Origin of the sequence: Streptomyces sp. NBC_00273, assembly GCF_036178145.1 — a bacterium.
Lineage (GTDB): Bacteria > Actinomycetota > Actinomycetes > Streptomycetales > Streptomycetaceae > Streptomyces.
In genome coordinates, this window is sequence record NZ_CP108067.1 from 9,595,491 (window position 1) to 9,618,718 (window position 23,228).

A 23,228-nucleotide genomic window follows, 5' to 3' on the forward strand; every position below is an offset into this window, starting at 1 on the left:
CCCGCCAGGGCATCCGGAGCAATCACTCGCCCCAATCCTGCGGGCCCCGAACGCTGAGCAGAGCGCGCAAGCCGCCCACGCGAAGGCCGTCATCCACTCCTAGGTGGGATTGGGAAGGGGCCAGCACCCCATGGGTGCCGGTCCCCGGGGCATCCGGTTGCCGCCGCTCGGCTGGCGGCCTCGTCGGCAGTCGGATCGGCGGCCGCGCGTGGGGCCCAGAAGATGTGCATCGAAGTCGGCCATCCGGGCCATCTACCGCGCACAGTCACAATCGGCCGTAGGCCCGGTGGTAGAGCGCGGCCACGGCAGGGCTGGTGACGCCGTGCGCAGCGCGGCACAGCTCCGTCATGTCCGCGGCCCCGGCCCCTGGGGCGCGTGCCGGACGGCGCGGGGCGTGCGTACGGTTCGGCCACTTCCCCTTCTACTGGTGGGGCGAGGATGGACAGTGGCGTCTCAACGAGGACCGGTTCGAGAAGGCCGGGGTGAGCACGCACTACTGGCGGCATCCGGACGGCGTTGCGCGCCTGGGCGCCGTGTCCTCGTACGGTCGCACCGGACCGCAGGTCCTCCACGCCGGCGTCCCGCTCGCGGTCCGCCCATCGGGCCTGCTTGCCTGCGGTCCCGCAACCTGATCACGAATCCGAAGTCAGCCGGTCGAGGAGGGCATCGAGGTCCACCCCGAGTTGTTCCTCGCCGCCTCGGACCGCCAGGGCGGGGCCCAGCGCCCGCAGGCGCGGGAAGTCACGGGCGGGGAGGCGGTGGAGGCCGAGCCGGAAGGCCGGATCGGGTTCGTCCGGGTCGTCGACGACCTCACGCAGCTCCACGACGATGTAGCCCAGGACCCAGGAGACGAATGCCCGGTACAGCTTCAGGGCGGCCGCGTCCGTCAGCCCTGAAGCCTGAAGGATGGCGAGCAGGCGTTCGTGGCAGCGCAGAACCGGCAGGGGTCTGCGGGCCATGGGGACGGTCAGAGGGCGTGTCGCCACGAGCGGGACGACGTGAGGGTGGGCGAAGGCGAGCCGGTACATCGCCAGCGCGATCCCGCGCAGCGCTTCACGCCGGTCGGTCACGGCCGCGGTGCCGTCGCCGACTGCGGCTGGCTCAGACGTGCCGGGTCCGAGGTCCAGCATCATCCCGGCGGCGTGGTGGTGAGCCCGGGCAGACGTGGAGTCCACGCTCACCAGCCCGAGCTCCGCCTGCCCCCGGGCGGCCGCCTCAGCGATCACCGCTTCCATCAGTGCCTGGAAGACCTCCGCACCGGCCCACAGGTGGAACCGCCCGTAGACGGTGAACCAGGACTCGTATTGCTGGGGCATGTCCCGCCACGGACTGCCCGTACGGAACCGCCACATCACGCCGTTCACCAGTCGCCGCAGGTCAGGAATCGGACCGCGCTCGCCCAGCGGCAGCAACGGCTCAATCACCGCCCACTCGTCGTCCGTGAGATCACCCCGAGCCAACCCGCCTGTCTACCGCCCCGGATCCAGCCAGGGCAGCAGAACGTCCAGACTCGTGATCCCGGTAAACGCCTAAGAGCTGGTAACGCGATCTTGTGACCTCTGATTCTGCATCGCTGACACATGGCTGCCTGCTCGCTCGCGATACTTGGACCATGGACAGCTACGAGGGCACCGCGACGCTTGAGTGGTGGGCCAATCGCTCGACGTGTCTGGGCAGGCTCCGTGTGCAGGTCGTGGTCCGTGCCGCCGGAGACAACTGGACGTCCGAGGCGACCCTCGAAACTCCCCTGGCCGCGGAGGACAGGGAGAGCTTCGACTTCCTGATGCAGCTCGATCCGCACTTCACCCTGCGCTTTGACGACGCGAGCACGCTGCTGGTCAAGGTCGTCGAAGCAGGAGTCGAGGGACGACTCATCCTCACCGCAGCCGAGACAGACCCTGCAGAGCCGACCGGAACCAGGCACGCACCGCACCACTAGCCCCAGGGCCTTTTGAGATGCTGGGCTGGCTGTGATCGCTTGGGGCGTGATCAGGAGCGTGTCTTCTTGAGGCGCCTCCAGCAGATGAGGCTGCAGGCCAGGGAGACGAAGGCGTCATGGAGTTCGGTGCGGCGCTCCCAGCGGACGGCGAGACGTTTGAACTGATGGAGCAGGGCGAAAGTCTGCTCCACGACGTAGCGGAGCTTGCCCATGCCCTTGATGTTCGGTGAACCCTTGCGTGAGATGACAGGCAGGATCCGCCGTTGTCGCAGCACGTTGCGGTGGGCATTGGAGTCGTAGCCCTTGTCACCGAGCAGGGCGTCGGGCCTGCGACGGGGCTGGCCGGGGCGGCCCGCAACGGGCGGGATGCCGTCGACCAGGGCGAGGGTCTGGGTGACGTCGTTGACATTGGCCGCAGTCGTGATGACCTTGAACGGGGTGCCGCGTCCGTCGCAGATCAAGTGGTGCTTGCTGCCCGTTTTCCGCCGGTCGACCGGCGACGGACCGGTGTCGGCCCCCCCTTTTCGCCCGGATGTGGGAACCATCCACGCACGCCCGTGAACCAGTCGAGTTCACCGGCCGCGTTCAACTTCGCGAGCAGGACCCGCTGGAGCTGATCGAAGACCCCGGCCCTCTGCCACCGGTCCAGACGCCGCCAGCAGGGTCTGACCCGATCCGAACCCCAGCTCCAGCGGCAGCAGTTGCCAGGCGATGTCGTTGCGCAGCACATACAGGATGCCCTGCAGGCACAGCCGGTCCGGAACTGGCCGCGGACCGGGCGCCTTCTCCCGCCAGGACGGCAGCAACGGCTCGATCAGCGCCCACAAGTCGTCATCCACGATCCACGGTCGAGTACTCACGCCATCGCGAACGGCCGAACCCTCACGCCGGTCACGGCCAACCAGGACGTTGCTGCAAGATCGTGTTACGGGCTCTAAGAACTCCTAACGCAATGACCTGGACACCTCACGCGCTCTCGGCTCGCGGACCTGTCGCATAGGTCAGCGGTGGCGCGATCGCCCGTACGTCTGCCTGCTCCGCCACCCACAGTCCGATGAACAGCGCGGCGGTCGCCTCCAGCAGCCCGGCGCGGTCCAGTCCGCCCCCGGCCACTGGCTCACAGCCCGTGTCGCGCACCAGCTTGCGTGCCAGTGCGAGTGCCGCCTCGTCGTCCCCGCAGATCGGAACGGTCAGGGGCTGGCCGTCGAAGACGGGCGGGTTCATCCGCCACACGTCCTCGTGGCAGAGGTTGAACGCCTTGACGACGTGCACGCCCGGTGCCGCCGCAGCCAGTCGGAGCGCCGCCGAGGGGCCACCTTCCGTCAGCAGCCGGAAGCCGGGCCCGACCGGATTGGCGCAGTCGAGCAGGACCTTCCCCTTCAGCGCCGACTGATGCTCCCTGGCGACGTCCGTGCCCGCACCGTACGGCAGCGCGGCCAGCACCACCTCGCCGAAACTCACCGCCGCCTGCAGGCTCCCGTGCCCCGCAGCGCCCCCGATGCGCGTCGCGAGCCGCTGGGCCTTCTGCTCGTCCCGGCCTCCGACGAACACCTCGTGTCCGGCCCGCACCCAGTGCGTGGCCAGTGCGTCCGCCATGTTCCCCGTTCCCAGCACACCGATCTTCATCGATACGCCCCTTTCCGCATCTGTTCCAACCGCTTTCGGGACGACGCTAGGAAACCCGTCAGGCACCATTTGGTATGTGACGACCGACGCCTTCCTCGCTGACTGCCGCGCCCGCCTCGCCTTCGACCTCCTCTCCAACACCTGGAACGCCGTGCTGATCTGGGTCCTGCGGGAGGGGCCCAAGCGCCCCCGCGAACTACGCGAGCGCATCGGCGGCATCAGTCCCAAGGTCTTGACCGAGACGTTGCGCCGGCTGGAGTTCAACGGGCTGGTGACACGGAACGCCTATGGCGAAGTGCCACCTCGTGTCGAGTACGAACTCACTGCTTTGGGGGAGACGTTGCTCGGCCCCATCGACGCACTTGGCGCGTGGGCCTTCGAGCACGGCGATGAGGTCATGGCCGCCCAGGAACGAATGAGCGGGTGAGCTCCCAGCCCGTGACCTTCCCTGCACGCGTTGACGTACTTCATCGGGATGAATGCAAACGCCGCCAGCAGATCAGCACGCATCCCAGAGTGAGGAACGCTTCGTGGATGTCGTCGCGGACCTCCCAGCGGATCCGCAGGCGGCGGAACCAGTGCAGGTGGGCGAACGCGCGCTCGACAACCCAGGGTTGAGTGCCCAGCCCGGATCCGTGCTCGGTGCCTCGCCGGGCGACCAGCGGCTTCACGCCGAGCCTCCACACCAGGCGACGGTACTTGTCGTGGTCGTACCCGCGGTCAGCAAGAACGACGTCCGGTCGGTGCCGTGGTCGGCCGCGCTTGCCCCGCACGGGCGGCACGGCTTCGAGGAGCGGGATGAGCTGGGTGACATCGTTGCGGTTGCCGCCGGTCAGCGTGACGGCGAGCGGGATGCCGGTGGCGTCGGTGATCAGGTGATGCTTGCTGCCCATCCTGCCCCGATCCACCGGGCTTCGTCCGGTCTTGGAGCCCCCTTTAACGCGCGGATGTGGGAGCCATCGACCGCTGCCCGGGAGAAGTCCAGAGCGTCCGCGCTGCGGAGCTTGGCGAGAAGGGCCTCGTGGAGTCGGGGCCACACGCCGGCCTCGGTCCACTCGGCCAGGCGCCGCCAGCACGTCATGCCCGAGCCGAAGCCGAGCTCCTGCGGCAGGTGTTCCCACGCGATCCCGGTATGCAGCACGAACAAGATGCCCTGGAACACCAGCCGGTCCGGATGCCGCTTCCGCCCGGGATGGCGGGCTCGGCGCTCCACCCTCGGCAGCAGCGGTTCGATCACCGCCCACAGCTCGCCATCAACATGCCACGGCTTCGGCCGAGCCACCCCACACCCCCGGATCGTAAGTCCTGGAGTGATCCAACCACCTCGAAGATCATTTCGTTCGGAGTTCTAAGAGTGCGCGCGGACCCACACCTGCCTATCCTGAATCTGCGGTGTCTTCCTCGCGTCCAGAAGAAGGGGATGCGGCGCAATGGGCGGCGGCGTATGGCTATCCCGAGACCCGAGACACCCGCACAGCCGAGACGCCTACTGTCAGGAGCGGGCATGGCTGATCGCGCAGCGATGGAGCGTATCTGGGAAGCCCACACCGCCGGCGAGTTCGTGGCGCAGGACGTGGAGGCTACGATGGCCACGATGGACGACGACCCCATCGTCGTCCATGTGCCGACCGCCATGGGCGGTAGTGGGTACGACGGCGTCAAGGACTTCTACGCACGCTGGTTCATTGGACGGAACCCGGACGATTTCACTGTGCGTTCGATATCCCGCACGGTGGGAGACGGCAGCCTCGTAGACGAAATGATCGTGTCGTTCACCCACGACATCGAGGTGCCCTGGGTTCTGCCTGGATTGGCACCCACCGGGCAGCAGGTCCGTATACCCGTCATCGCCGTCGTGGACTTCCGAGGCCCGCGGGTGCGGAGCGAGCGCATCTACTGGGATCAAACGGCGGTGCTCGCGCAGACGCAGTTGCTGAACGACGACATCGTCCGGCGCCTGCCCGTGATCACCACACCGTTGGACGTACTGGACGGCAGGGTCCCCCTCAACCAGCTGACGTCGCCCCGCCTTGATGTCGAACCGTGAAGGTCAATCCTCTCGAACCCGGAACCGGTCGTAGATCGTCGACCAGCATCCGTACCGGCGCGGAACGTTGCGCCGGGGCTCCCCGAACGGAACCTCCACATCACCGCATTGAAGCAGGTAGCTGCGCAGGTCAGTGATCGGCCCACGTTCGCCCAACGGCAGATGCGGCTCGATCAACTCCCATCGGCATCAGTCACATCACCACGCGTCACAGATCGTTCCTGCAGCAGCCGGAAGCCTCCCGGGAGCCGAAGCAACCCACCAGTGATCTGAACTCAGAACAGGCCCTAGACGGGCCATGGCATCGGAGGCCCTACTACGAAGTCGACGGTGCCACGGTGTCCGATGACGCCGATCAACAGCGAAACGACGACGCCCTGCGCCCGCGGGCCCCGGCGGACGAGGCCGACCTGCACCCCAGCAACTTCTCCGACCCAGCGGACCGTACCCTCTTCCAGCACGGCGTGACCGGGATCCGACCCGTCCCGTCTCGCGGCTGCCGTGGCCGCACCGCCTGTCCAAGTGCCCGCACTTCCCACGCGCGGAAGCGATCGAGAAGGCCGACCCGCACGACTGGTACGTCGGACAGGTTGTCCACGGGGAACTCTTCACCCGCCTCACGCCGGCAGACTGCCCTACCACCAGGGGGACTGGGCCGCGATGGCCGAAGCCGCCACCGCATGCGCGGCCGCCGATCCGGACGACGACACCGAGCGCGGCCGAGCCACGCACACCATGGAGCACCTCGACGAACGCGACCGCGAGTGGGCCCGGGCATTGGTCCAGGACCCCATCTGCTCGGACGACAACCACGACAGCCTCACCAACGGCCAACACCGCACCTGCGCCCTACGCGCGGCCGGCGTCCCGTACCTGCCGGTCGAAGGCCGGCACCTGCCCGACACAGCCAAGCCCGACACCCTCGACGCACGCACGCACACCCAGCAGACCGACCATGGGTTTTGGCGTGACGTGCTCGCTGCTGTCTCCGGTCCCACACACCCGCTGGTCAACACAGCACTGCCCCTGCTCCTGCGATTTCCGGCCCTACGGACACTGCTCTCCTCGGCGCGAGAGCGCAGGGAGTAGAGCCAGCCCGAGGTCCGCATGTTCGGTCGAACACCACACTGATACCTGATCCATATCCCGTGGCATCCGCCGACGTGGTCTGGTTCTACGCAGCCTTTCAGTGAGAGGGGCTAATAGGAGGGATCCTCTGCGCAGCCCTTCAGGGGTCGTGGGGCTACGGCGTGCACCACCCCCCATGACTCAACTGTCGGGCTCACCGGCGGAGCATCGCGGGTCAGGCGGCCTCCCAAGCGTTGCCAATCAACGCCGTCGCGGTCGGCGAATTCGACCGCGCCGGTCACAATGAGAGGGTTTTTTGTTCCCGTAAAGTTCAGCCACTCATCTGCGGGTAGATCCCCGGAAGGGGAGGACCATTCTGCTGGCTTGCTTTCTTTGCTGATCTTATATCTCATGTCATTTAGTGTGAATGTCAGGTCAGAGCATGGGGGTAAGCCCTGCATAACTACAGTGAATGAGACGAGGTGCCTCCCAGCTGTGTCGGTTACCTCCACGGCGAAAAACATGTGGACATTGGAGATGGGATCCGGCGACCTGTTCATCAAGTGCAGGCGGGGCGTACCGTCTGGCTGGAGGTCTCCCCAGTAGGAGACCCGGGCAGCCTGGGCCCGTTGCCTCTCCTCTGCAACTTGCTGTGACTGATCGAGCTGGTCATGCGCCACGAGGGCGCTGAACAGCGTCGCTACGCCCGTCGTAATGAGACCGACGATGCTTGCGACGATTGTGACGACCACCCCGAGTTTGACTGTTCGGGATGGAGGGCGTTCCTTCTCTTCTCCGCCCTCTTGCCCGGTTGTCTGTGTCATCTCTTGACCATGCGAGATTCTGGATCCAACGGGTACCTTAAAGCGGCCATCTGGCCCGAGCGCACCATCCATTGGCCTGTATCGCGGGCAGGGTGCAGGTGCAGGATGACTGGTCCCGCCTGTTGGTTGGTACGGTTCGGGTCCTGCCTAACCGAGCTCCAGACCCAGGGGCCGCGCCGCGCGCCATCCGGCGATATAGGTGAAGGTGGACCTTCAAGATCGTTGGCTGGTCAAGGTGCTGGCAGTGCGGGCCACGATGCGCGGCGGCGAATGGAGTTGAGTCACCCCGATACGTGTACCCCTGGGGCAGGCTGAGGACGTTTCCCCAGCCGGCGTCCTCGGGGGTTTTTCTTCCGGCGAGTCTCCACGGGTTCTCACGGTGCGGTTTGTGAGGCTCAGCTTGGCGTTTAACCTCGCTGCTGTTCGTGTTCCTTGATCGTTTCGGCGCGTTTCACGGTCTTGCCGACGTCCTGGATGCGGGCCTTGTGCTGGTTGCGGCTGCCGGGCGGACGCCCAGGGCCGGGCCTGCCCGGTTTCGGTGCGGCTGCGGGACGGGCCGCCTTCCGGCGGAGGTTGCGAAACCCCCGCCGGACGCGGGCTGGGGACAGCCGTTCGGTCTTCACGGGGCGTTCCCAGGGGCGGCGTAGGACCTCGGCGAGGGGGCGGGCGAGGCGGAGCTGGGTGTGTGCGGCGATGATCAGCCAGGTCCACAGGTCGGCCGCGGCGGGGTGACGGACACGGGGTGCGGTCCAGCCGAGTGTCTGCTTGATCATTCTGAAGGTGTGCTCGATGTCGAACCTGCGCAGGAACGTCCGCCACCACAGGTCCACGGTGGCCGGGGCGGCGCCGGTGGCCGAGCACCACAGCCACACCGGCTTGGGGGTGGCCTCGCCGGGCAGTCGTTCCACGGTGAGACGGATCAACGTGCCGTGCAGCAGCGGGAGTTCTTCTGCGGCATGCTCCAGCCAGGGTCCGCGATGGGTCAGGCGGGGGTGCATGCGGTCCCAGGCCATCGCCTCCGCCTTCCCGTAGCGGGTGGTGTCCGTCAACGTGGTGACCGCCGGTGCGTGCCAGGACTCCGGCTTGGCGAAGGTCAGCACGCCGCCGTGCTTGCGCGGCCGCCCACCCCGAGGGCCGGAGCGGGACGGGCCCGCGTCGCGGAGCATGACGCGATCCGAGCGCAGGCGCCCGACCAGAACCACGGGCAGATCGGCCAAGGCGTGGGAGAGGTAGGCGCTGTCGTAGCCGGCGTCCATCACAACCAGCATGTCGAGGTCACCGTCGTGCCAGTGGCCTGCGGCGATAATGCGGGTGACGACTTCACGCAGCTGGGCGGCGGTAACCGTGGTGGCGTCGTCAGCCGGCCCCAGGCGGACGGCGTCCAGCAGGGCACACCAGGAGGTGCGGCCCGATTCGAGGGCCGCGACGAAGGAGTAGGGCCAGCCGGGGATCAGCTGGTCGCAGCTGCGGTCGGCGCGGCGGCCGTGGACGTGGCAGAAGAGCCGGTCAGGGCTGGTGTTCGCGTCGGGACGCAGCCAATTGGAGACATCCACCGCCAACGCGATGCGGCCGTCGGTGACGCGGGGCAGCGGGAGGTCGGCCAGTGCCCGGCGCATACGGGCCGGTTCGCACCAGCCCTTGTCCAAAGCCGCGTACAGGGCGCCGTGCCCGCGCCGCATCTCATGCGCGAGGGAAAGCTCGACCAGTGTCTTGACCGGGCCATCGGTGCACAGCACCGCGTCGGTCAGCTCGAAGAGCACGTCCGCGCGGGCGTACAGGCTCTCGTAGAACTCAACCCGAAAGCGGGACAAGACGTCCAACGCCTCGCTTGCGGACGTGGCGGCAGGGAAACTCATCAGCAGCGGCCGTTCTCTGGTGCCTCGTGACTCGACATCTCGAAGCGTGGAGAACGGCCGCCCCTGCTGTCCCGGGAAGAACCGCAGATCAGCAGGTCGGGTGACCTGCGAGGTTAAACGTCAAGCTCAGAAGCCGTTGCCATACCGATCATGGAGTCTGTCGATCGAACGGGAGTCTCGATCGGGTGATCGCGGGCACTGCCCGGCATGAGAGCAGGACCTGGCGGTATACGGGGAAAATCCAGGGGAGCGGACGGCCGCGCGCTGCTACGGTCGGGCGCTATGAGCTGGCTCCCCGATAACTTCGTCCATCCCGTCCTGGTACCGCTGCCGGGCAGTGGTCATCACCTGCGGCCGATCCGGGAGGCGGACACCCCGCTCGACTATCCGGCTGTGATGGGTTCGCGCGAGCGGCTGTGGACCATCTACGGCCCAGCCTGGGGCTGGCCCGCAGCCACCATGACCTACGAGGCCGACCAGGCCGACCTGTTGCGGCACGAGAAGGAGATCGCCGCACACCAGTCTTTCAACTACGCGCTGTTCGACGCGGCGGAGACAGCTCTGCTCGGCTGCGTCTACATCGACCCACCGGAGAGGGCCGGCGCGGACGGCGAGATCTCCTGGTGGGTGGTGGACGAGCTGGTGGACAGCAAGGTCGAGCAGGCCCTCGACGAGCTGGTGCCGCGGTGGATCGCCGCCGACTGGCCGTTCGAGCAGCCGCGCTTCCTCGGCCGAGAGATCTCCTGGTCGGACTGGCTCGCCCTGCCGAACACCCCGACGCGTAAGTAGCTTCTGTCGTAATGCCCTGGGGGCTTGGTACTCGAACGGCCGTCTCGATTGGGTGGTCGTCGGGTGCTCGGCGCATGCGAGAAGGGCCTTTGGGCGGGGCAGGGTCGCAGACGTGATCCGGCCGGTCTGTCGGCGGGAACGTGGGCGAGGGCGGTGTGCTGGTGGAGTGGGACTGGTGGACGGTGGATTTTGGGGACGCGCACGCCGGCGCGCTCCGGGCGGTGTGTGCGTGCGGATGGCGCGGCGCTGCAGAAGACCCGCTGGACCGGGCAACGGTCGGTAGCCGGCCCCTGTAGGAGGCGGACGTCGACCTGTCGGGACCGCTCGCGGACTGGACCGCGCACCTGTCCGTGGTCGGTGAGGCGGCCGTGCCCCTGCCCGAGCCGCTGGCTGCGTCGTTGGTTGAGATGGCCGAGCAGCTGAACGCCGCTTCCGCGGATGCGCCGTTGGCCGCGCTGCGCTTCGCCGGGGTGCTGGAGCGGATCGTCTCCCGCGTCGGCGGAGGGCCGCTGGCGCGCTTCCGACGACGGCATGTCCGCCGAGACGGTGGCCACAGCGCTCGGCACCGCCTACTCCAAGGCCCTGGTCATGCTCCTGACCGCGCAGGACCGGTGACGGCACGCAGCACAGCATCGGGGCCCTGTTGGCATTTCGGGCCGGAGCGGATCTCGCTCTCCGGGCTGGGCGATACCGTGGTGACACCACGCCAGATGACAGTGCAGGAGTCCCGGATGAGTCTGACGCCGGCCACCGCGCCGGCCGGCGGCTACCACTGCGAGTACGTCGCTCAGTGGACCGCGACCGAGCTGCGCTGGAACCTCGCAGCCGACACCGGGGCCGCGGGCTACCGGGTTTCGCGACCGGGGGTCGGTTTGGTCCGCGGCCGCAGTCGTTCGCCCTGCGGCCCGAACAGGATCAGGTACTCGACCGGACCGCCGGGGCCGGCGTTCGCCACCCCGTGCGGGGTGCGGGTGTCGAACTCGGCGACGTCCCCGGCGGCCAGGACAAGATCCTGGCTGCCCAGCGCGAGCCACAGCCGCCCGTACAGGACGCACAGCCACTCGTAGCCCTCGTGGGAGACCTGCCGGGGCCGCGCGGGCGGATCCTCGACGGCGGGCAGTACGTGCTTGTGGGCGTGCAAGCCGCCGACGTACCGGGTGAGCGGCAGCACCGCCTTGTCGTCGCCGAAGCTCAGCGGCGCCGAGGTGCGCGGCCCGGCCACCGGGGCGGGCGCGTTACCGGCCAGCTCGTCCAGGGAGACGCCGTACTCCTTCGCCAGCTGCAGCACCACCTCCAGGGTGGGCTTGCGCCGGCCGGTCTCGATCCGCGACAGCGTGCTCGGCGAGATGCCGGTCGCACGGCTGATACCGGCGAGCGTGGCGCCGTGCCGCTCGCGCGCGGCTCGCAGCCTGGGCCCCATCGCCGCCGCCGTGCCGTCCAGTTCGTCGCCTGTCACCGTTCCCGCTCCTTCCGGCCGCACCGCTCCACCGCCCGTCCTGCGAGCTTGCCAGAATGGCAACGCTGATCGCGTCGGGCGACCGCCGCGCCGCATGATCGACGGGTACCCGCCTCCGCCCGCGACCGAAGGAGAAGCTCATGCAGCCCGAGCCGACCGCCGAGCTCCGCCACCGCACCATCGAGACCCCGGCCGGTCGCCTGCACCTGGTCGAGCAGGGCGCCGGCCCGCTGGTCCTGCTCGTGCACGGCTTCCCCGAGTCCTGGTACTCCTGGCGCCACCAGCTCCCGGCCCTCGCCGCCGCCGGCTACCGGGCGGCGGCGATCGACGTACGCGGCTACGGCCGCTCCTCCAAGCCCGCCGCGACCGACGCCTACCGAATGCTCCACCTGGTGGAGGACAACGTCGCCGCGGTGCGCGCCCTCGGGGAGGAGAGCTCTGTGGTCATCGGCCACGACTGGGGATCCAACATCGCCGCCACCTCCGCCCTGCTCCACCCGGAGGTCTTCCACGCCGTTGGCCTGCTGAGCGTCCCCTACGCGCCGCCGGGCGGCCCCCGCCCCACCGACATCTTCGGCCAGATCGGCGGCCCTGAGCAGGAGTTCTACGTCTCCTACTTCCAGGAGCCCGGCCGCGCAGAAGCGGAGATCGAGCCTGACGTCCGGGGCTGGCTGGCCGGCTTCTACGCGGCGCTGTCCGCCGACACCATGCCCGCCCAGGGCGAGCCCGCCCCGCACTTCGTCGCCCACGGCGGCCGGCTGCGCGACCGCTTCCCCGCAGGCAGGCTCCCCGCCTGGCTGAGCGAGGACGACCTCGGCGTCTACGCCGCGGAGTTCGAGCGCACCGGCCTGACCGGCGCCCTCAACCGCTACCGCAACATGGACCGTGACTGGGAGGACCTCGCCCCCCACCGCGGAGCCCCGATCAAGCAGCCGTCCCTGTTCATCGGCGGCACCCTGGACGCCTCCACCACCTGGATGGCCGACGCCATCAACGCCTACCCCTCCACCCTCCCCGCCCTGTCCGCCTCCCACCTGCTGGAAGGCTGCGGCCACTGGATCCAGCAGGAACGCCCCGACGAGGTCAACCGCATGCTGACCGACTGGCTCACCACCCTCCAGGGCTGAACCAGACGCGCTGCTTCAGGGCGCCGACCCCGGCACCGGCGTGGGTCGGCAACGGCGTCGTGCCCGTCCTCGGCGTCACCCCCAACCTCCACGGACTGGCTGTGCGGACTGCGGCCCTGTGACCCCCGACCGTCTGACGGATCCTGCCCGGCTTCGCTGGGCATGGACGTTGAGTCCGGGGCACGAAGGTGTATCCAGTCGGTTTGCGGCTGATTGGGGGCTATGGCGGGTTCAAGGTTTTAGGGCGCTCTAGCGTTCACTTTGAGTGACTGATCCGTCACTGTGAATCGCTGGTGTGGGGAGTTTCTGGTGACTGAGCAGAGGGTGGAGCCGACGGAGCATGACCGGCTGGAGCGGCTGCGGGGCCTGTTGTCGGGGTCGCGCGCCAAGGAGGGTGTGGGGCGGGCTCTGGGGCAGGGTGCGTTCGGGAACGTGCTGGTGGGGGCGATGCTGCACGGTGCGGACAGGATGCGGCAGGGGCACGAGCCCACCGATCTGGAGAAGCTGGTCCTGGACGCCGTGGGGACGGTGCTGTCCGAGGAGGAGTTGAAGGCGTGGGGCGGGGTCTACCGCGAGGCGGTCGATGCGGGAGGCCGGCTGGCGGTCGTGCCGCAGACGTTCGCGAGCCGTTCCGCGGAGGAGGGCTACTCGATCGAGGACCTGCGGGCAGACCTTCCGCAGATCACCGCGGACGCGATGGCGGCTCCGAACGTCCAGATCGTCGACCCGCGGGCTGCGGACCGCCATGAGGACGCCCCGGCGTTCCTGGAGGCGATGCGGGAGGCGAAGTTCGCGGTCACCGCGTTCGGTGTACTCGGTGAGACCTTCGGCCTCGACGACGCCCCGCAGGACGGCGCCGCGCAAACATTCGGCGAGGGCACGGGCACGGTGTCGCGCAGTCGTACGGGGTGAAGCTGGAGGCGGAGAGCTTCTACGTCGAAAGGGCGGTGGGCGACCAGGGAGGCGGCAGGGACGAGATCTTCTGGGCCGCCTCCGCCGGCACCGCTTCCGGAGGCCGCACCTTCACCTCGGAGGAGTTCGGAGCCGTCGAGAAGGGCAACACGCGCCACTTCTCCCTCAGTAACAGGGTCCTCTTAGAGGGGAGCACCACCGGCGACTACCTCGGTGTGAACGTCATCTGCTGGGAGAAGGACCAGGACAACGACGCCTGGTGGGCGGCCCTGACCAAGGCGCTCAACGACGCGATGAAACAGCTCAACAAGGCACTGGCCTTCGATGACTTCATCACCCACGTCCTTCCCGTGTGGGTGTCGATCGCCAGCACCACCGTCGGCCTGTTCCTCCTCCTCATCGACGAGTTCCGCAACTACAGCGACATCTCCTGCCAGCGCGCCATCGGGATGGGCCGCTACGAACTCGCGATGCTCTCCCGCAGCGGCGGCACCACCTGGAGGTTCAACGGAGACGGCTCCCACGACCTGCGGGTGAAGTACACCGGCACCCCGGTGCCCTTCGCCGAAGGCACCCTGGAATACGCCGTACGGGGCGCCACCGGCTGGGGAACACCGCAACCCCTGCCCTTCCGCACCATCACCACCCCTGCCCTGAGCCCCTACATCGACCGGCTCTACGCCTGCTACCTGCGACCCAGCGACCAGGCGGTCATGTGGGCCAGCATGGACAGCAACGGCAACTGGACCACACCCGCGCAGATCGGCGGCGACCAGAGCTGGTTCGCCCCGGCCCTGACCTGGGCCCACGGCAAACTCATCTACGCCGTCACCGGAAAGGACGGCGGCATCTACACCCGCACCTTCACACCGTCGCAGGGCTGGAGCGCACCGATCAAGCTTCCCGGAGCCGCGAAGCAGGCCCCGGCCCTGGGCACCTTCGCCGAACGGGCGTGGCTGACCCACGTAGGCGCCCACAACACGCTCCACCACAGCCTCTACAACGGCAGCACCTGGAGCGGATGGGGCGGGGACCACCTCCACTGGGAGGTGCCCAGCCACGTCGCCATGGCCCCGCAAGGCGACCGACTCTGGCGCGTCGCCACCATCAACCAGCAAATCCACACCAGCATCAACGGCGGCGTCAACGGGGGCAACTGGGTCAGCCAGGGCGCCGTCGGCAGGTGGCGCTCCACCCACGCCCCCGCGCTCGCCAACAACACAGGCACCCTGCACTTCTTCGCGCGCGGCCTGGACGGCACCCTCTGGGCAGGCCACTACAACGGCACCTTCAAGGAGGCCCACCAAATCCCCGGCGCCAAAATCCAGGACGCACCGGCCGCCGCGTCCTTCAACAACAAGCTGCACGTGATGTACCGCCGCCAGGGCCTGAGATCCGCTGCCGCTGTGCCCCAGGCCCCGGGGCGCAGCGGCAGAGGGCACCGCGGTGGCTGCACCGGCAGGGCGCCTTCCCACGCGACGTACTGCGCGATGGCCCCACGCCTTCTGGAACGCCTTGCCGCCCCCCACGTGGCCCGGAGGCTGCGGCAGCCTTTACTGGACGCACAGCCTTCTCGACGCCGAGATTCGCCGAGCCGGATGTGAATGTGTGTGGGTGGCAGCGGGTGGGCGTCAGCCAGGACGGCGCGGGTGTCCCTGCTCGCGCTGCCCAGCTGTAGTGATCTTGGCTGTCACGAGGCGAGCAGGTTGCTGCCGTCGGGCGCCAATCCCGAAGATGGTCGGCTGTCATGGACATGCCCGTTCACGCCAGGGCCTTGGTGCGCGGGTGGCGGCCGGGCAGGCTAGTTTGCTCGCATGAGTCTCCTTGATGATGTGGCCGAGCGCGACGGCTGGCGCTGCTGGGTGTGTGACGAACCGGTCGACCCCGACGAGTCGGTGAACGACCCGCGGGGGCCCAGTGTCGACAGCCGGACCGCGGACCGGAAGGCCAAGGTGGCCGAGCGGCTCGCGCACCGCGGGTGCAACACCCGCAAGGGTGCGGTGAAGGTGGTCATCGCCTGGCCGGAGCGCCTGTACGTAGTCGAACCCGCACCGCTGATCGCCGTCGCCGAGAGGTTGGAGCGCAAGGGTGGCCGCGAGATGGTGGGCCGTTGTCCGACCAAGAAGGACGCCCAAGAGGCGGCGGATTGGCTGGTGGACCGGTTCTCCCGACTGCTACCAGGGCTGCCGGTGACCGCCGACATCCAGGCGGGCGGCGGCCAGTTCCTCGTCATCCTGGCCACCGGCCGCCGCTGATCGGGGACCACCCACACACTCGCGTCGAGATGGTGGTCATCTGACCGCCGTTGCGCCCGCCGCGCCCGTTGCGCCGCGGGTGCGGGAGGCCTGTCCAGGGGCGGACTCTCTGATCAGTAGGTCGTGATTTGGCCTGGGCTGATCAGTTTGGTGTCTGGTGGTGGTAGCGCTTCAAGCCCCGGTCGCAACGGCTCGGTGGCAGAGGAGATGAGGGGATGGGTGCGTGCTGAGCTGGCACTTGATCAGGTGGAGTGAGCGTTGTTCAACTGTGGTCAGTTTCTCCGAGTGGTGATCAGGTTCGTTGAGTGTTCCTATGCGCTGGTCGTGGTGTTGGCGGGGTGGTTGATCCAGTACAGGGCGGTGTCCATGCCTCGTGGAGTTCAGTTGCGAGGCGGGGCTGGGGCTGCGGTCACCGCCGTGATGTACCTCGAGGCCACTGGAAGCACCGGTTAAACCCGCTCGCGAGGTCGCCATTCCCCTCAAGGACCTGCTCCTGGACCCGGCCTGCACTGTAGGGAAGCTCTGTTGCGGAGCGAGGTGGGCCACCGCCTGAAACGACGCGGTGGCCCGGCCCCGCATACTGAGACAGTTCTCGCGGCGTCAGGACGCCAACCGTCAAGGGATGGAGCGCAGATGGATGTGGGATCGGTGCTTGGCAGCATAGGTCGAGCGGCGGTCGGGGCGGGCCGACTGGTGTGGGCAGTGGTGACCGCACCGACAACAGGCACCGAGTATGACGTCCACTCCAAGATCGACAGGCTTGCGGAGAAGATCGAGAACGAGGTGCCGGAGGAGCTGCGGGACCGGGCATGGGGTCTGGTTCTGGACGCGCTGTACTCGGTTCCCCAGGAAGTCGATCAGTTGGTGGAGAGACACCAGACGCCCGATGACGAGGCGACCGAGGGCCCGTCGGCCAAGTACTGATGCCGGGAACCGAAGAGCCTGAAGGGTCGGCGTGCCGATGAGCTGCGGATGCTGGGGTGCGTGCGGATGGCCACGGTGCGGTAGATGGCTCCTCGGCCACCTGCCCGCCAGCCCTTCGTAGTGGGGACGCGGCGGACCTCGAAGGGCCCTCGGCTGCTTCTGTTGGGCCAACTACTTGCCCATGACGTCGCCGTCGAACGCACGCCCAGCTCGATGCCCAGCAGGACGCCGTCGGGCCAGCCAGCCAGCCAGCCTGTCGGCCCGCCCCCCGGCGTCCATAATCTTGCCGGTTTGATTGGACGGCCCGACCATCACGCAGAGACTTCCTCCGCAGTCCAGGACGAGGTGGAAGGTCGGGCCCACCGCTCAGGGAGCTCAACTCACGCAACCACGGGGCCACACGCTCGTGCGGCGCAGGGATGTTCGGCAGCTCGAGCCAGAGACGCAAGAAGAACATGGCTGTGAACAGGACGGCTTCGATGCTCGACCGGTCGTTTTCTGTCACGGCACATGAGCCTGCTCCGACCAGACCCGGAATGGAATGTTGTACGGGTGGGCGCGCATGGGATCCGACGACAGCCTGGCAAGTTCGGCCGTGTCCTTCCGATACCAGCTCGGTACCCACCTCACTGAGCCGTCCTTCTTCGGCTTTCCCTGGAAATCACCGATGTCGTTCGCCAGATGGTGATCCACCATCGCGGCCAACCGGACGTCGAACGGATGCCCCTTCTCCTGCTTGTAGGCAACCTTCCTCTGCTGGGCAAGCAGCATCTGAAGCAGAACGAACCGGGCGAACAACAGAGTTCCCTCCCGACGGTCCTCCAACGCGCCTAAGACTTGTCCCGTAACTTGCTGGTCACAGGTGAGATGGTCTCCACTCGCTCCGAAGTAGCCCCCTACCTCACTGCTCGCTGCCGTGTCATGACCAATGCAAAGTCCGTCAACTCTGCAGAGATATGGAGTCCCAGCGGAGCCTTTGATCCTCGTCCACTACGGGCATGTCGCGGTCGAGGGGTTGGTTGGTCTCGAGCGACGTAGCGATCGTCTCCATGAGCACTGGCAGGGACGTCCACATCTCATGCGACTGACGCGAAATGCCTTCCTCTGCGTCAGCATTGTGGACGCGCCCCCGGTCGATCTCGGGACGGTGGTCCAGTACGAGGAGCCCTCCGCAGATGTCCCGCGCGATGGGGATCACCTGCGGATGTCCGTACATGTAGAAGCTGGACCCGATCCTCATGAAGTCGTAGTCCAACTCCTCCTCGCCTATCCCGTCCACCGTAGGCTTGTCGTAGTAGCGGGCCCAGCTTTGCCACTCAACCACTATCTCGCGCGCACTCAGCGGTCTGTAGAACCCTGGAAGCAGCGAAAATCCGTGGCCGACGAGACCATCGTGCCGCAACAGAGACATCCTCAAGGGCTTCAGCAGGGGCCGTCCGATGACGCGTTCGGCTGCGACGATGTCCGCCGGGTCCGCGGGCGGCGCCAACGCGGAGTAGGTTGCTGGGGCGTGCTCGGCCAGCCAGTTCTCGATTCGGGTCCAGGACTCACTGATCAATGCTGTCATGGCACAGCATCCTGCCACCGGGTACTGACAACCTCAGGGGAGCACTCAGACTGCGGCCGGCTCTGGGCCGCGCGAGGTGGGCTTTCACCACCCCGAGCGGACCGGGCACGGCACCAAACGCCGTGACGGAACGCGGTCCGCCGCCCTCACAGCGTCAGACCGAAACCCCACTGATCGCAACGAACCCCGTTGAACTGAACGGACTTGGACATAGCGTGACCGGATGGGCGTTCGCGTTGCGGTTACTGTGACTGTTCGCCGAACGAATCGTTCCGGGCCCTCCAGGCCCTCACCTTGCACCGGCCCGAGCAGTAGACGGCGTTCGACCGCCGGTCCAGCCCGGCGACCCACCTCGTCCCGCAGACGGTGCACTCCATCAGGCCGGCCCCGTCCCGGACGGCCGCCAGCCGCTTCCGCAGCCTCTGCTGGCGGCGCCATGACCTGGAACGACAAGCCGACGAACAGAACACCGCACCCAGGCCAGCCACCGGCGCCAGAGCCTCGTCACACCCCCGGCACCGACGCTCACCAACCCGGCCAGCGGCAGCAGACACCCCACTAGATTAGGCCGTCCAAGCAGCCAAATCACGGGATCGGAAACAAGTAGCGCAGGCTGACGAGCGTCAGGGGGTGTGACTGGCAGCGGCTGGCCGCAGCGACATCTGGACGCCTGGCGGCCGCAGCCGCCGGGCGTGGTGGGGCAGGGGCGCGCCGGTTCAGCAGGAGCAGCCCCACTGCGGGGTGGGTGCGGTCGAGGGGGTTCCGCAGGCCCGGTCGGTGGGTGCGGGCGGGTGGACGGTGGTGCCGGCCTTGATGGTCTCGATCACCTTGATGTCGCGGATCTGCTCGGGGTCGACCGTCAGCGGGTTTGCGCTGAGGATGACCAGGTCCGCGAGCTTGCCGACCTCGATACTGCCCTTGCGGTCCTGCTCGCCGTACTGGTGGGCGGCGTTGATGGTGATCGCGCGAACCGCGTCCAGGGCGGAGACCTGCTGGTCGGGGCCGAGGACATGGCCGCTGCGGGTGCGGCGGGTCACCTGGCTGGACAGCACGGCGATCGAGTTCGGCAGCGCCACCGGGGCATCGTGGTGCGAGGTGTAGCGCAGGCCCCTGTCGAGTGCCCACCGGGCGGGGGAGATGCTCTCCGCCCGCTTCTCGCCGAGGACGGTCTCGCGGTACCAGTCGCCCCAGTAGTAGGTGTGCATCGAGAAGAAGGACGGCAGGACTCCCAGCCGAGCGAACACGTCGACCTGGTCCTCGCGGGCGGTCTGCGCGTGGATCGCCACGGTCGGCCGCCGGCCCGGCCCGGCGGCCGCGACCGCCTTGAGGAACTGGTCGATCGCCGCGTCGCCGTTGACGTGCGCCAGAACCTGCCAGCCCCGCTCGACCGCAGTACCGATCTGCTTGGCCACCACCGCGTCGTCCGGCACCGCCGGGTACCCGCAGTAGCCCTCGGGCTGTCCGGGCGGCGGCGTCAGGTACGGCTCGGTGAGCCACGCGGTGCGCCCCTGCGGCGAGCCGTCCAGGACCAGCTTCACGCCGGCCGCGCGGACGCCGTCCACGTACTCGTCACTCACCCCGATCGGGTCGTCGAGCGTGGACGAGATCGCCTCGTCGGCCTTCACGTACGCGACCACGTCGACCGGGAGCGGCACGGCGGCGGCCGTGTCACGCAGCGCCTGGAGGTTGGCGAGGGTGGTGCCGCCCTCCTGCACCGTGGTGAAGCCGAAGCTCGCTGCCGTGGCCGCGCCCGTCGAGAACAGCATCAGCAGCTCCCGTTCCGGGAGCCCCACGAGCGCCAGGTCCGAGGCCGGGGTGAACGCCTTCTCCTCCAGCACGCCGTCGGGCTCGCCGTACGAGGGCGGGACGGCGAGTTCGCGCCGCCGGATCACCCCGCCCTCGGGGTCGGGCGTGGCGGCCGAGTAGCCGAGCCGCTTCAGGCCGAGGCTGTTCACCGCGCCGAGGTGGAAGGACTGGTGGATGGCGAGCACCGGGCGGTCCGTGGACACCTCGTCGAGGTCGTCGCGGGTGGGGTGCCGGCGCTCGGCGAGCATCGCGTCGTCGTACCCGAAACCAGTGATCCAATCGGAGGCCGCACCCACCGGGCCCGCAGCCCAGGAGCGCAGCTTGTCCTTCAGAGAGGCGAGGTCGGTGACGTCGCCGTCCGGGTCGGCGAGCAGGTTGGCGATGACGGCCTGCAGGCCGATGCCTCCGAGGTGCCCGTGCGCGTCGATGAACCCGGGCAGCAGGGCGCGGCCCCCGAGGTCGCGCACGACGGTCTGCGGGCCGCGCCAGCGTTCGAGCACCTCCTGCTCTGGGCCGACGAAGACGATGGTGCCGGCCTTGACGGCCACCGCTTCGCCCCGTTCGTCGTCGCGCTCCGCGAGCGTGACGATGTCACCGCCGTGGAGGATGAGGTCGGCCTGCTCGGCCATGCTGGTCTCCCGTTCGGTAGAAGGATGGTGAAACCGGCCCAGAGCCTAGAAGCGACGTGGGCAAACTTCGCCGAGGACGGCCGGACTTCACTGGAACGGGGCAGCGCGGTCGGGGTACCGGGCCAGGAGAGGGGGCAAGGAAGCCGTCTCCGAGGTCACCGGTGTGGCGGTAGCACATCAGGCCCCGGACCAGCCCGGCCCTGATGCCAGCCGACAACCTCAGCGTGACCAGCTCCTCGCCCCTGGTCTCCGGGTCGACGTGGTCGATGGTCCCGATCTCCAGGTCGACCGGGCCCTCGGAGAGTGGCAATGAGCTCCGGGCGCGCCACACTGGACCTGGCTCGCGGTCGCATCCCCCGGGGTGCGCGGCGTGGCACCCGTCTGGGACCCAGACCCGCCCCCGGCCACCGCCAGTTGGTCAGGTAGCAGGGTCGTAGGTGATGCGGGCGTTGGGGCAGTCGGCCGCGTAACGCAGCAAGGCCTCGCGTTCGGCGGGGTCGATGGCGAGGCCCCAGCGGTGCTTGGTGGCGACCCTTTCGCCGAGGTAGCGGCAGTGGACCGCGGGCATCGGCATCCAGGTGGCCGGGTCCTGGTCGGGCTTTTGGCGGTTGGAGCGGGCGGTGACGCCGGCGAGGGTGACGTGGGAGCCGAGGTCGTTGGCGTAGCGGCGGCGGCGTTCGGCGGTCCAGCCGTAGCCGCCAGCTGGCGCGGAGCGTCATTCGAACCGTGCGGTATTCCCGGCTTCAGATCAGCTGACAGGCACAGGCGGGGGACGTCCAGCGGCCGTCGCGGCGCCATTCGTAGCGCCACACTGCGTCGAGGTAGCCCTCTTCTTCCAGGGAACCGCGCTGCGGCGGGGCGAGAAGGCGTGCTGCTTCCACGCACCGTTCGTCGTCGTGGAGGGCGAGCCCGTAGACGGCGGCCAGCTGGACCAGACGGTTCGTGTCGTCCAGGACAGCAGCCATGGCGTCCGCGAAGACGGGATCGTGGTCCCTGCCCTCGGCAACCACGCGGCATGCGGTTTTCCGTACCACCGCGTCCGGATCGGTCATCAGCCGCAGCAACGCCGTGCGAGCATCGCCGGAAAAGGCCGGCGGCGAGGACAAAGCAGTGAGCCCTTGCGCCACCGCACGCCGTATCCGGGCATCGGGATGGCCGGCGTGAGGCAGAAGGGCCACCTCCGCGCGGGGGCCGATGTGTTCTCCAAGGGCGACCAGCACCTCGGTGAGCACGGCGAGGTCCGTCTCCTCGGCCGACCAGTCGGTGAACAGGTCCAGAGCGGGACCGGCGAACGCGTCCTCCTCGCTGTCGTCGAGCAGATGGGTCACCCGGAGTACCTCGGCACCGAACAATCGGCGGGACGGGTCCGGGTGCGTGCGCAGCGTCGCGGCGGCTGTCCAGGTCGCCTGGTCGCGTCGGCCGGCCAGCAGGAGGGTGACCCCGCCCCATGTCGGGTGGTTCTGGTCGGCGATGGTCAACGCGCGGTCCATCAGATCCTCGAACGAGGTCCGGACCCCGAGCAGTTCCTCGACGGACGTGAGGATCGCCCCGTGGCCGTCCCGCACGGTCATGCCACCAAGGGTGCACTCGTCGGGCCTGTTGTACTCGTCGTCTTGCACCTGCGTACGGACGACGGCATCCCGGAAACCTGTACGGCGTCGACCGACTCGGACGTGCCCGTCCCGACTGACTGAGTCATAGTCTGGCCCAGAAAGACTCACTTGACGACCTCCCCCTGACGTGCGGCCAGGCCGCACGTGCGAAGGGCCGCCGCCCGGGCGCGCGCGGCACCCGGACATCCCACGTTCCGGCCCCTTCCCCCGGCCGGAACCCGGCGACCTGGCGGGACTGCTCCGGGCGCAGCGGGACGGGTGTGCAGGCGGCTGGTCGGAGTGTGGCAGCCCTGGACCAGCAACTGCGGCTGGGGGGCGCCCGCGCTGCGCTTCGCTCCCAGAGTGAAGAGATGTTGAAAAATCAGCCCTGCGACCGTACGCCGGACGCTTCGCCGTGAGCCAGGCGGGATAGGACCTTGGCGTACACCATGGTCGCCGCAGCGGTAACGGTCGCTACAACCGCCAACGCGAGGATGCTCAGCAGCGCGGGCCACTGGCGCAACTCGTCGCTGCGGCAGACTCGGTCTTGGGGCGACGGCTCAACGAGCGGGCCCTGGCACAAACTGCGGCTCCCCTGATACGACGGGACATCGGGGCCATAGTCGGCGAACATCAGGAACGCGAACCATCCCCAGATCACCATGGCCAGGAGCATCCACACGATCGACCACATCTCGATCCGGCGAGCGTCCTGGCCCGTCTTCCCAGCGCGCCCCGGTACGGCATCTGTGGTGGCGGATACGTCCAGTGCCGTTTCATCGCCTGCCATCTTCCCCCCCAACCCTCGACT

24 protein-coding genes and 1 pseudogene are annotated in these 23,228 nt (G+C 68.4%); 12 read left to right on the top strand and 13 right to left on the bottom strand.

What is annotated here, in order from left to right:
- Positions 1-347: 347 nt before the first annotated feature.
- Positions 348-632: a hypothetical protein gene (locus OG386_RS43175; RefSeq protein WP_328792760.1), complete on the top strand. Its 285-nt coding sequence runs from the start codon at positions 348-350 to the stop codon at positions 630-632.
- On the opposite strand, the gene OG386_RS43180 is transcribed toward OG386_RS43175, so the two are convergent.
- Complete coding sequence (locus OG386_RS43180; protein WP_328792761.1) at positions 633-1,460, bottom strand: transposase; 828 nt, start codon at positions 1,458-1,460, stop codon at positions 633-635.
- A 152-nt stretch (positions 1,461-1,612) separates the two neighbouring features.
- Between OG386_RS43180 and OG386_RS43185 the strand changes: the two genes are divergently transcribed.
- Complete coding sequence (locus OG386_RS43185; protein ID WP_328792762.1) at positions 1,613-1,939, top strand: hypothetical protein; 327 nt, start codon at positions 1,613-1,615, stop codon at positions 1,937-1,939.
- Positions 1,940-1,989: 50 nt separating this feature from the next.
- Here the strand turns inward: OG386_RS43185 and OG386_RS43190 are convergent.
- Together OG386_RS43190 and OG386_RS43195 are read right to left on the bottom strand one after the other, a co-directional pair.
- A pseudogene (locus OG386_RS43190) lies at positions 1,990-2,781 on the bottom strand (IS5 family transposase).
- A 124-nt stretch (positions 2,782-2,905) separates the two neighbouring features.
- A complete protein-coding gene (locus tag OG386_RS43195) occupies positions 2,906-3,565 on the bottom strand; it encodes an NADPH-dependent F420 reductase (protein WP_328792763.1) in 660 nt (219 codons plus the stop codon).
- A 76-nt stretch (positions 3,566-3,641) separates the two neighbouring features.
- On the opposite strand from OG386_RS43195, the gene OG386_RS43200 reads away from it, so the two are divergent.
- Complete coding sequence (locus OG386_RS43200; RefSeq protein ID WP_328792764.1) at positions 3,642-3,992, top strand: winged helix-turn-helix transcriptional regulator; 351 nt, start codon at positions 3,642-3,644, stop codon at positions 3,990-3,992.
- Between the two features lie 40 nt (positions 3,993-4,032).
- On the opposite strand, the gene OG386_RS43205 is transcribed toward OG386_RS43200, so the two are convergent.
- A protein-coding gene (locus tag OG386_RS43205; protein WP_328792765.1) for an IS5 family transposase occupies positions 4,033-4,847 on the bottom strand; the annotation gives its coding sequence in 2 pieces (ribosomal slippage) (positions 4,033-4,518 and positions 4,521-4,847; 813 coding nt in all).
- 222 nt (positions 4,848-5,069) lie between these two features.
- Here OG386_RS43205 and OG386_RS43210 point away from each other — a divergent pair.
- The gene (locus tag OG386_RS43210; RefSeq protein WP_328792766.1) at positions 5,070-5,612 is read left to right on the top strand and encodes a nuclear transport factor 2 family protein; all 543 of its coding nucleotides are present in this window, start codon (positions 5,070-5,072) and stop codon (positions 5,610-5,612) included.
- Positions 5,613-6,272: 660 nt separating this feature from the next.
- Positions 6,273-6,701, top strand: a complete 429-nt coding sequence (locus OG386_RS43215) for a hypothetical protein (protein ID WP_328792767.1) — start codon at positions 6,273-6,275, stop codon at positions 6,699-6,701.
- Between the two features lie 110 nt (positions 6,702-6,811).
- Here the strand turns inward: OG386_RS43215 and OG386_RS43220 are convergent, their stop codons facing one another.
- Both OG386_RS43220 and OG386_RS43225 read right to left on the bottom strand, forming a co-directional pair.
- A complete protein-coding gene (locus OG386_RS43220) occupies positions 6,812-7,504 on the bottom strand; it encodes a hypothetical protein (RefSeq protein WP_328792768.1) in 693 nt (230 codons plus the stop codon).
- Between the two features lie 407 nt (positions 7,505-7,911).
- Positions 7,912-9,360, bottom strand: coding sequence for an NF041680 family putative transposase (locus OG386_RS43225; protein ID WP_328792769.1), 1,449 nt, complete (start codon positions 9,358-9,360; stop codon positions 7,912-7,914).
- Positions 9,361-9,642: 282 nt separating this feature from the next.
- On the opposite strand from OG386_RS43225, the gene OG386_RS43230 reads away from it, so the two are divergent.
- Complete coding sequence (locus tag OG386_RS43230) at positions 9,643-10,149, top strand: N-acetyltransferase (protein WP_328792770.1); 507 nt, start codon at positions 9,643-9,645, stop codon at positions 10,147-10,149.
- 438 nt (positions 10,150-10,587) lie between these two features.
- Positions 10,588-10,764, top strand: a complete 177-nt coding sequence (locus OG386_RS43235; RefSeq protein ID WP_328792771.1) for a hypothetical protein — start codon at positions 10,588-10,590, stop codon at positions 10,762-10,764.
- Positions 10,765-10,993: 229 nt separating this feature from the next.
- Here the strand turns inward: OG386_RS43235 and OG386_RS43240 are convergent, their stop codons facing one another.
- A complete protein-coding gene (locus OG386_RS43240) occupies positions 10,994-11,569 on the bottom strand; it encodes a helix-turn-helix domain-containing protein (protein WP_405790569.1) in 576 nt (191 codons plus the stop codon).
- A 176-nt stretch (positions 11,570-11,745) separates the two neighbouring features.
- Between OG386_RS43240 and OG386_RS43245 the strand changes: the two genes are divergently transcribed.
- The 5 genes from OG386_RS43245 to OG386_RS43270 all read left to right on the top strand — a co-directional run bounded on the left by OG386_RS43245 (position 11,746) and on the right by OG386_RS43270 (position 16,823).
- Complete coding sequence (locus OG386_RS43245) at positions 11,746-12,732, top strand: alpha/beta hydrolase (protein ID WP_328792773.1); 987 nt, start codon at positions 11,746-11,748, stop codon at positions 12,730-12,732.
- A 309-nt stretch (positions 12,733-13,041) separates the two neighbouring features.
- A complete protein-coding gene (locus OG386_RS43250; protein WP_328792774.1) occupies positions 13,042-13,644 on the top strand; it encodes a hypothetical protein in 603 nt (200 codons plus the stop codon).
- Complete coding sequence (locus OG386_RS43255) at positions 13,641-15,248, top strand: hypothetical protein (protein ID WP_328792775.1); 1,608 nt, start codon at positions 13,641-13,643, stop codon at positions 15,246-15,248. Before OG386_RS43250 ends, OG386_RS43255 begins: the two co-directional genes overlap by 4 nt.
- 210 nt (positions 15,249-15,458) lie before the next feature.
- Entirely contained in the window at positions 15,459-15,899 is a 441-nt protein-coding gene (locus tag OG386_RS43260) for a hypothetical protein (protein ID WP_328792776.1), read from the top strand.
- A gap of 633 nt (positions 15,900-16,532) precedes the next feature.
- Positions 16,533-16,823, top strand: a complete 291-nt coding sequence (locus OG386_RS43270; protein WP_328792777.1) for a hypothetical protein — start codon at positions 16,533-16,535, stop codon at positions 16,821-16,823.
- Positions 16,824-17,324: 501 nt separating this feature from the next.
- Here the strand turns inward: OG386_RS43270 and OG386_RS43275 are convergent.
- The 6 genes from OG386_RS43275 to OG386_RS43300 form a co-directional block, all read right to left on the bottom strand.
- The gene (locus OG386_RS43275; protein ID WP_328792778.1) at positions 17,325-17,621 is read right to left on the bottom strand and encodes a hypothetical protein; all 297 of its coding nucleotides are present in this window, start codon (positions 17,619-17,621) and stop codon (positions 17,325-17,327) included.
- Positions 17,622-17,763: 142 nt separating this feature from the next.
- Positions 17,764-18,390: an SMI1/KNR4 family protein gene (locus tag OG386_RS43280; RefSeq protein ID WP_328792779.1), complete on the bottom strand. Its 627-nt coding sequence runs from the start codon at positions 18,388-18,390 to the stop codon at positions 17,764-17,766.
- 716 nt (positions 18,391-19,106) lie between these two features.
- A complete protein-coding gene (locus OG386_RS43285) occupies positions 19,107-20,825 on the bottom strand; it encodes an amidohydrolase (RefSeq protein ID WP_328792780.1) in 1,719 nt (572 codons plus the stop codon).
- 418 nt (positions 20,826-21,243) lie between these two features.
- On the bottom strand, positions 21,244-21,399 hold the full coding sequence (locus OG386_RS43290) for a hypothetical protein (protein ID WP_328792781.1): 156 nt from the start codon (positions 21,397-21,399) through the stop codon (positions 21,244-21,246).
- 169 nt (positions 21,400-21,568) lie between these two features.
- On the bottom strand, positions 21,569-22,396 hold the full coding sequence (locus OG386_RS43295) for a HEAT repeat domain-containing protein (protein WP_328792782.1): 828 nt from the start codon (positions 22,394-22,396) through the stop codon (positions 21,569-21,571).
- Between the two features lie 403 nt (positions 22,397-22,799).
- Positions 22,800-23,207, bottom strand: a complete 408-nt coding sequence (locus OG386_RS43300; RefSeq protein WP_328792783.1) for a hypothetical protein — start codon at positions 23,205-23,207, stop codon at positions 22,800-22,802.
- Positions 23,208-23,228 lie beyond the last annotated feature (21 nt).

Bases quoted from the DNA above. Each gene is read 5' to 3' on its own strand.
- OG386_RS43175 (WP_328792760.1), top strand. From the start codon at position 348: ATGTCCGCGGCCCCGGCCCCTGGGGCGCGTGCCGGACGGCGCGGGGCG.
- OG386_RS43185 (WP_328792762.1), top strand. From the start codon at position 1,613: ATGGACAGCTACGAGGGCACCGCGACGCTTGAGTGGTGGGCCAATCGC.
- OG386_RS43195 (WP_328792763.1), bottom strand. From the start codon at position 3,565: ATGAAGATCGGTGTGCTGGGAACGGGGAACATGGCGGACGCACTGGCC.
- OG386_RS43210 (WP_328792766.1), top strand. From the start codon at position 5,070: ATGGCTGATCGCGCAGCGATGGAGCGTATCTGGGAAGCCCACACCGCC.
- OG386_RS43215 (WP_328792767.1), top strand. From the start codon at position 6,273: ATGGCCGAAGCCGCCACCGCATGCGCGGCCGCCGATCCGGACGACGAC.
- OG386_RS43220 (WP_328792768.1), bottom strand. From the start codon at position 7,504: ATGACACAGACAACCGGGCAAGAGGGCGGAGAAGAGAAGGAACGCCCT.
- OG386_RS43225 (WP_328792769.1), bottom strand. From the start codon at position 9,360: ATGAGTTTCCCTGCCGCCACGTCCGCAAGCGAGGCGTTGGACGTCTTG.
- OG386_RS43230 (WP_328792770.1), top strand. From the start codon at position 9,643: ATGAGCTGGCTCCCCGATAACTTCGTCCATCCCGTCCTGGTACCGCTG.
- OG386_RS43235 (WP_328792771.1), top strand. From the start codon at position 10,588: ATGCGCCGTTGGCCGCGCTGCGCTTCGCCGGGGTGCTGGAGCGGATCG.
- OG386_RS43240 (WP_405790569.1), bottom strand. From the start codon at position 11,569: ATGGGGCCCAGGCTGCGAGCCGCGCGCGAGCGGCACGGCGCCACGCTC.
- OG386_RS43245 (WP_328792773.1), top strand. From the start codon at position 11,746: ATGCAGCCCGAGCCGACCGCCGAGCTCCGCCACCGCACCATCGAGACC.
- OG386_RS43260 (WP_328792776.1), top strand. From the start codon at position 15,459: ATGAGTCTCCTTGATGATGTGGCCGAGCGCGACGGCTGGCGCTGCTGG.
- OG386_RS43270 (WP_328792777.1), top strand. From the start codon at position 16,533: ATGGATGTGGGATCGGTGCTTGGCAGCATAGGTCGAGCGGCGGTCGGG.
- OG386_RS43280 (WP_328792779.1), bottom strand. From the start codon at position 18,390: ATGACAGCATTGATCAGTGAGTCCTGGACCCGAATCGAGAACTGGCTG.
- OG386_RS43285 (WP_328792780.1), bottom strand. From the start codon at position 20,825: ATGGCCGAGCAGGCCGACCTCATCCTCCACGGCGGTGACATCGTCACG.
- OG386_RS43290 (WP_328792781.1), bottom strand. From the start codon at position 21,399: ATGCCGATGCCCGCGGTCCACTGCCGCTACCTCGGCGAAAGGGTCGCC.
- OG386_RS43295 (WP_328792782.1), bottom strand. From the start codon at position 22,396: ATGACCGTGCGGGACGGCCACGGGGCGATCCTCACGTCCGTCGAGGAA.
- OG386_RS43300 (WP_328792783.1), bottom strand. From the start codon at position 23,207: ATGGCAGGCGATGAAACGGCACTGGACGTATCCGCCACCACAGATGCC.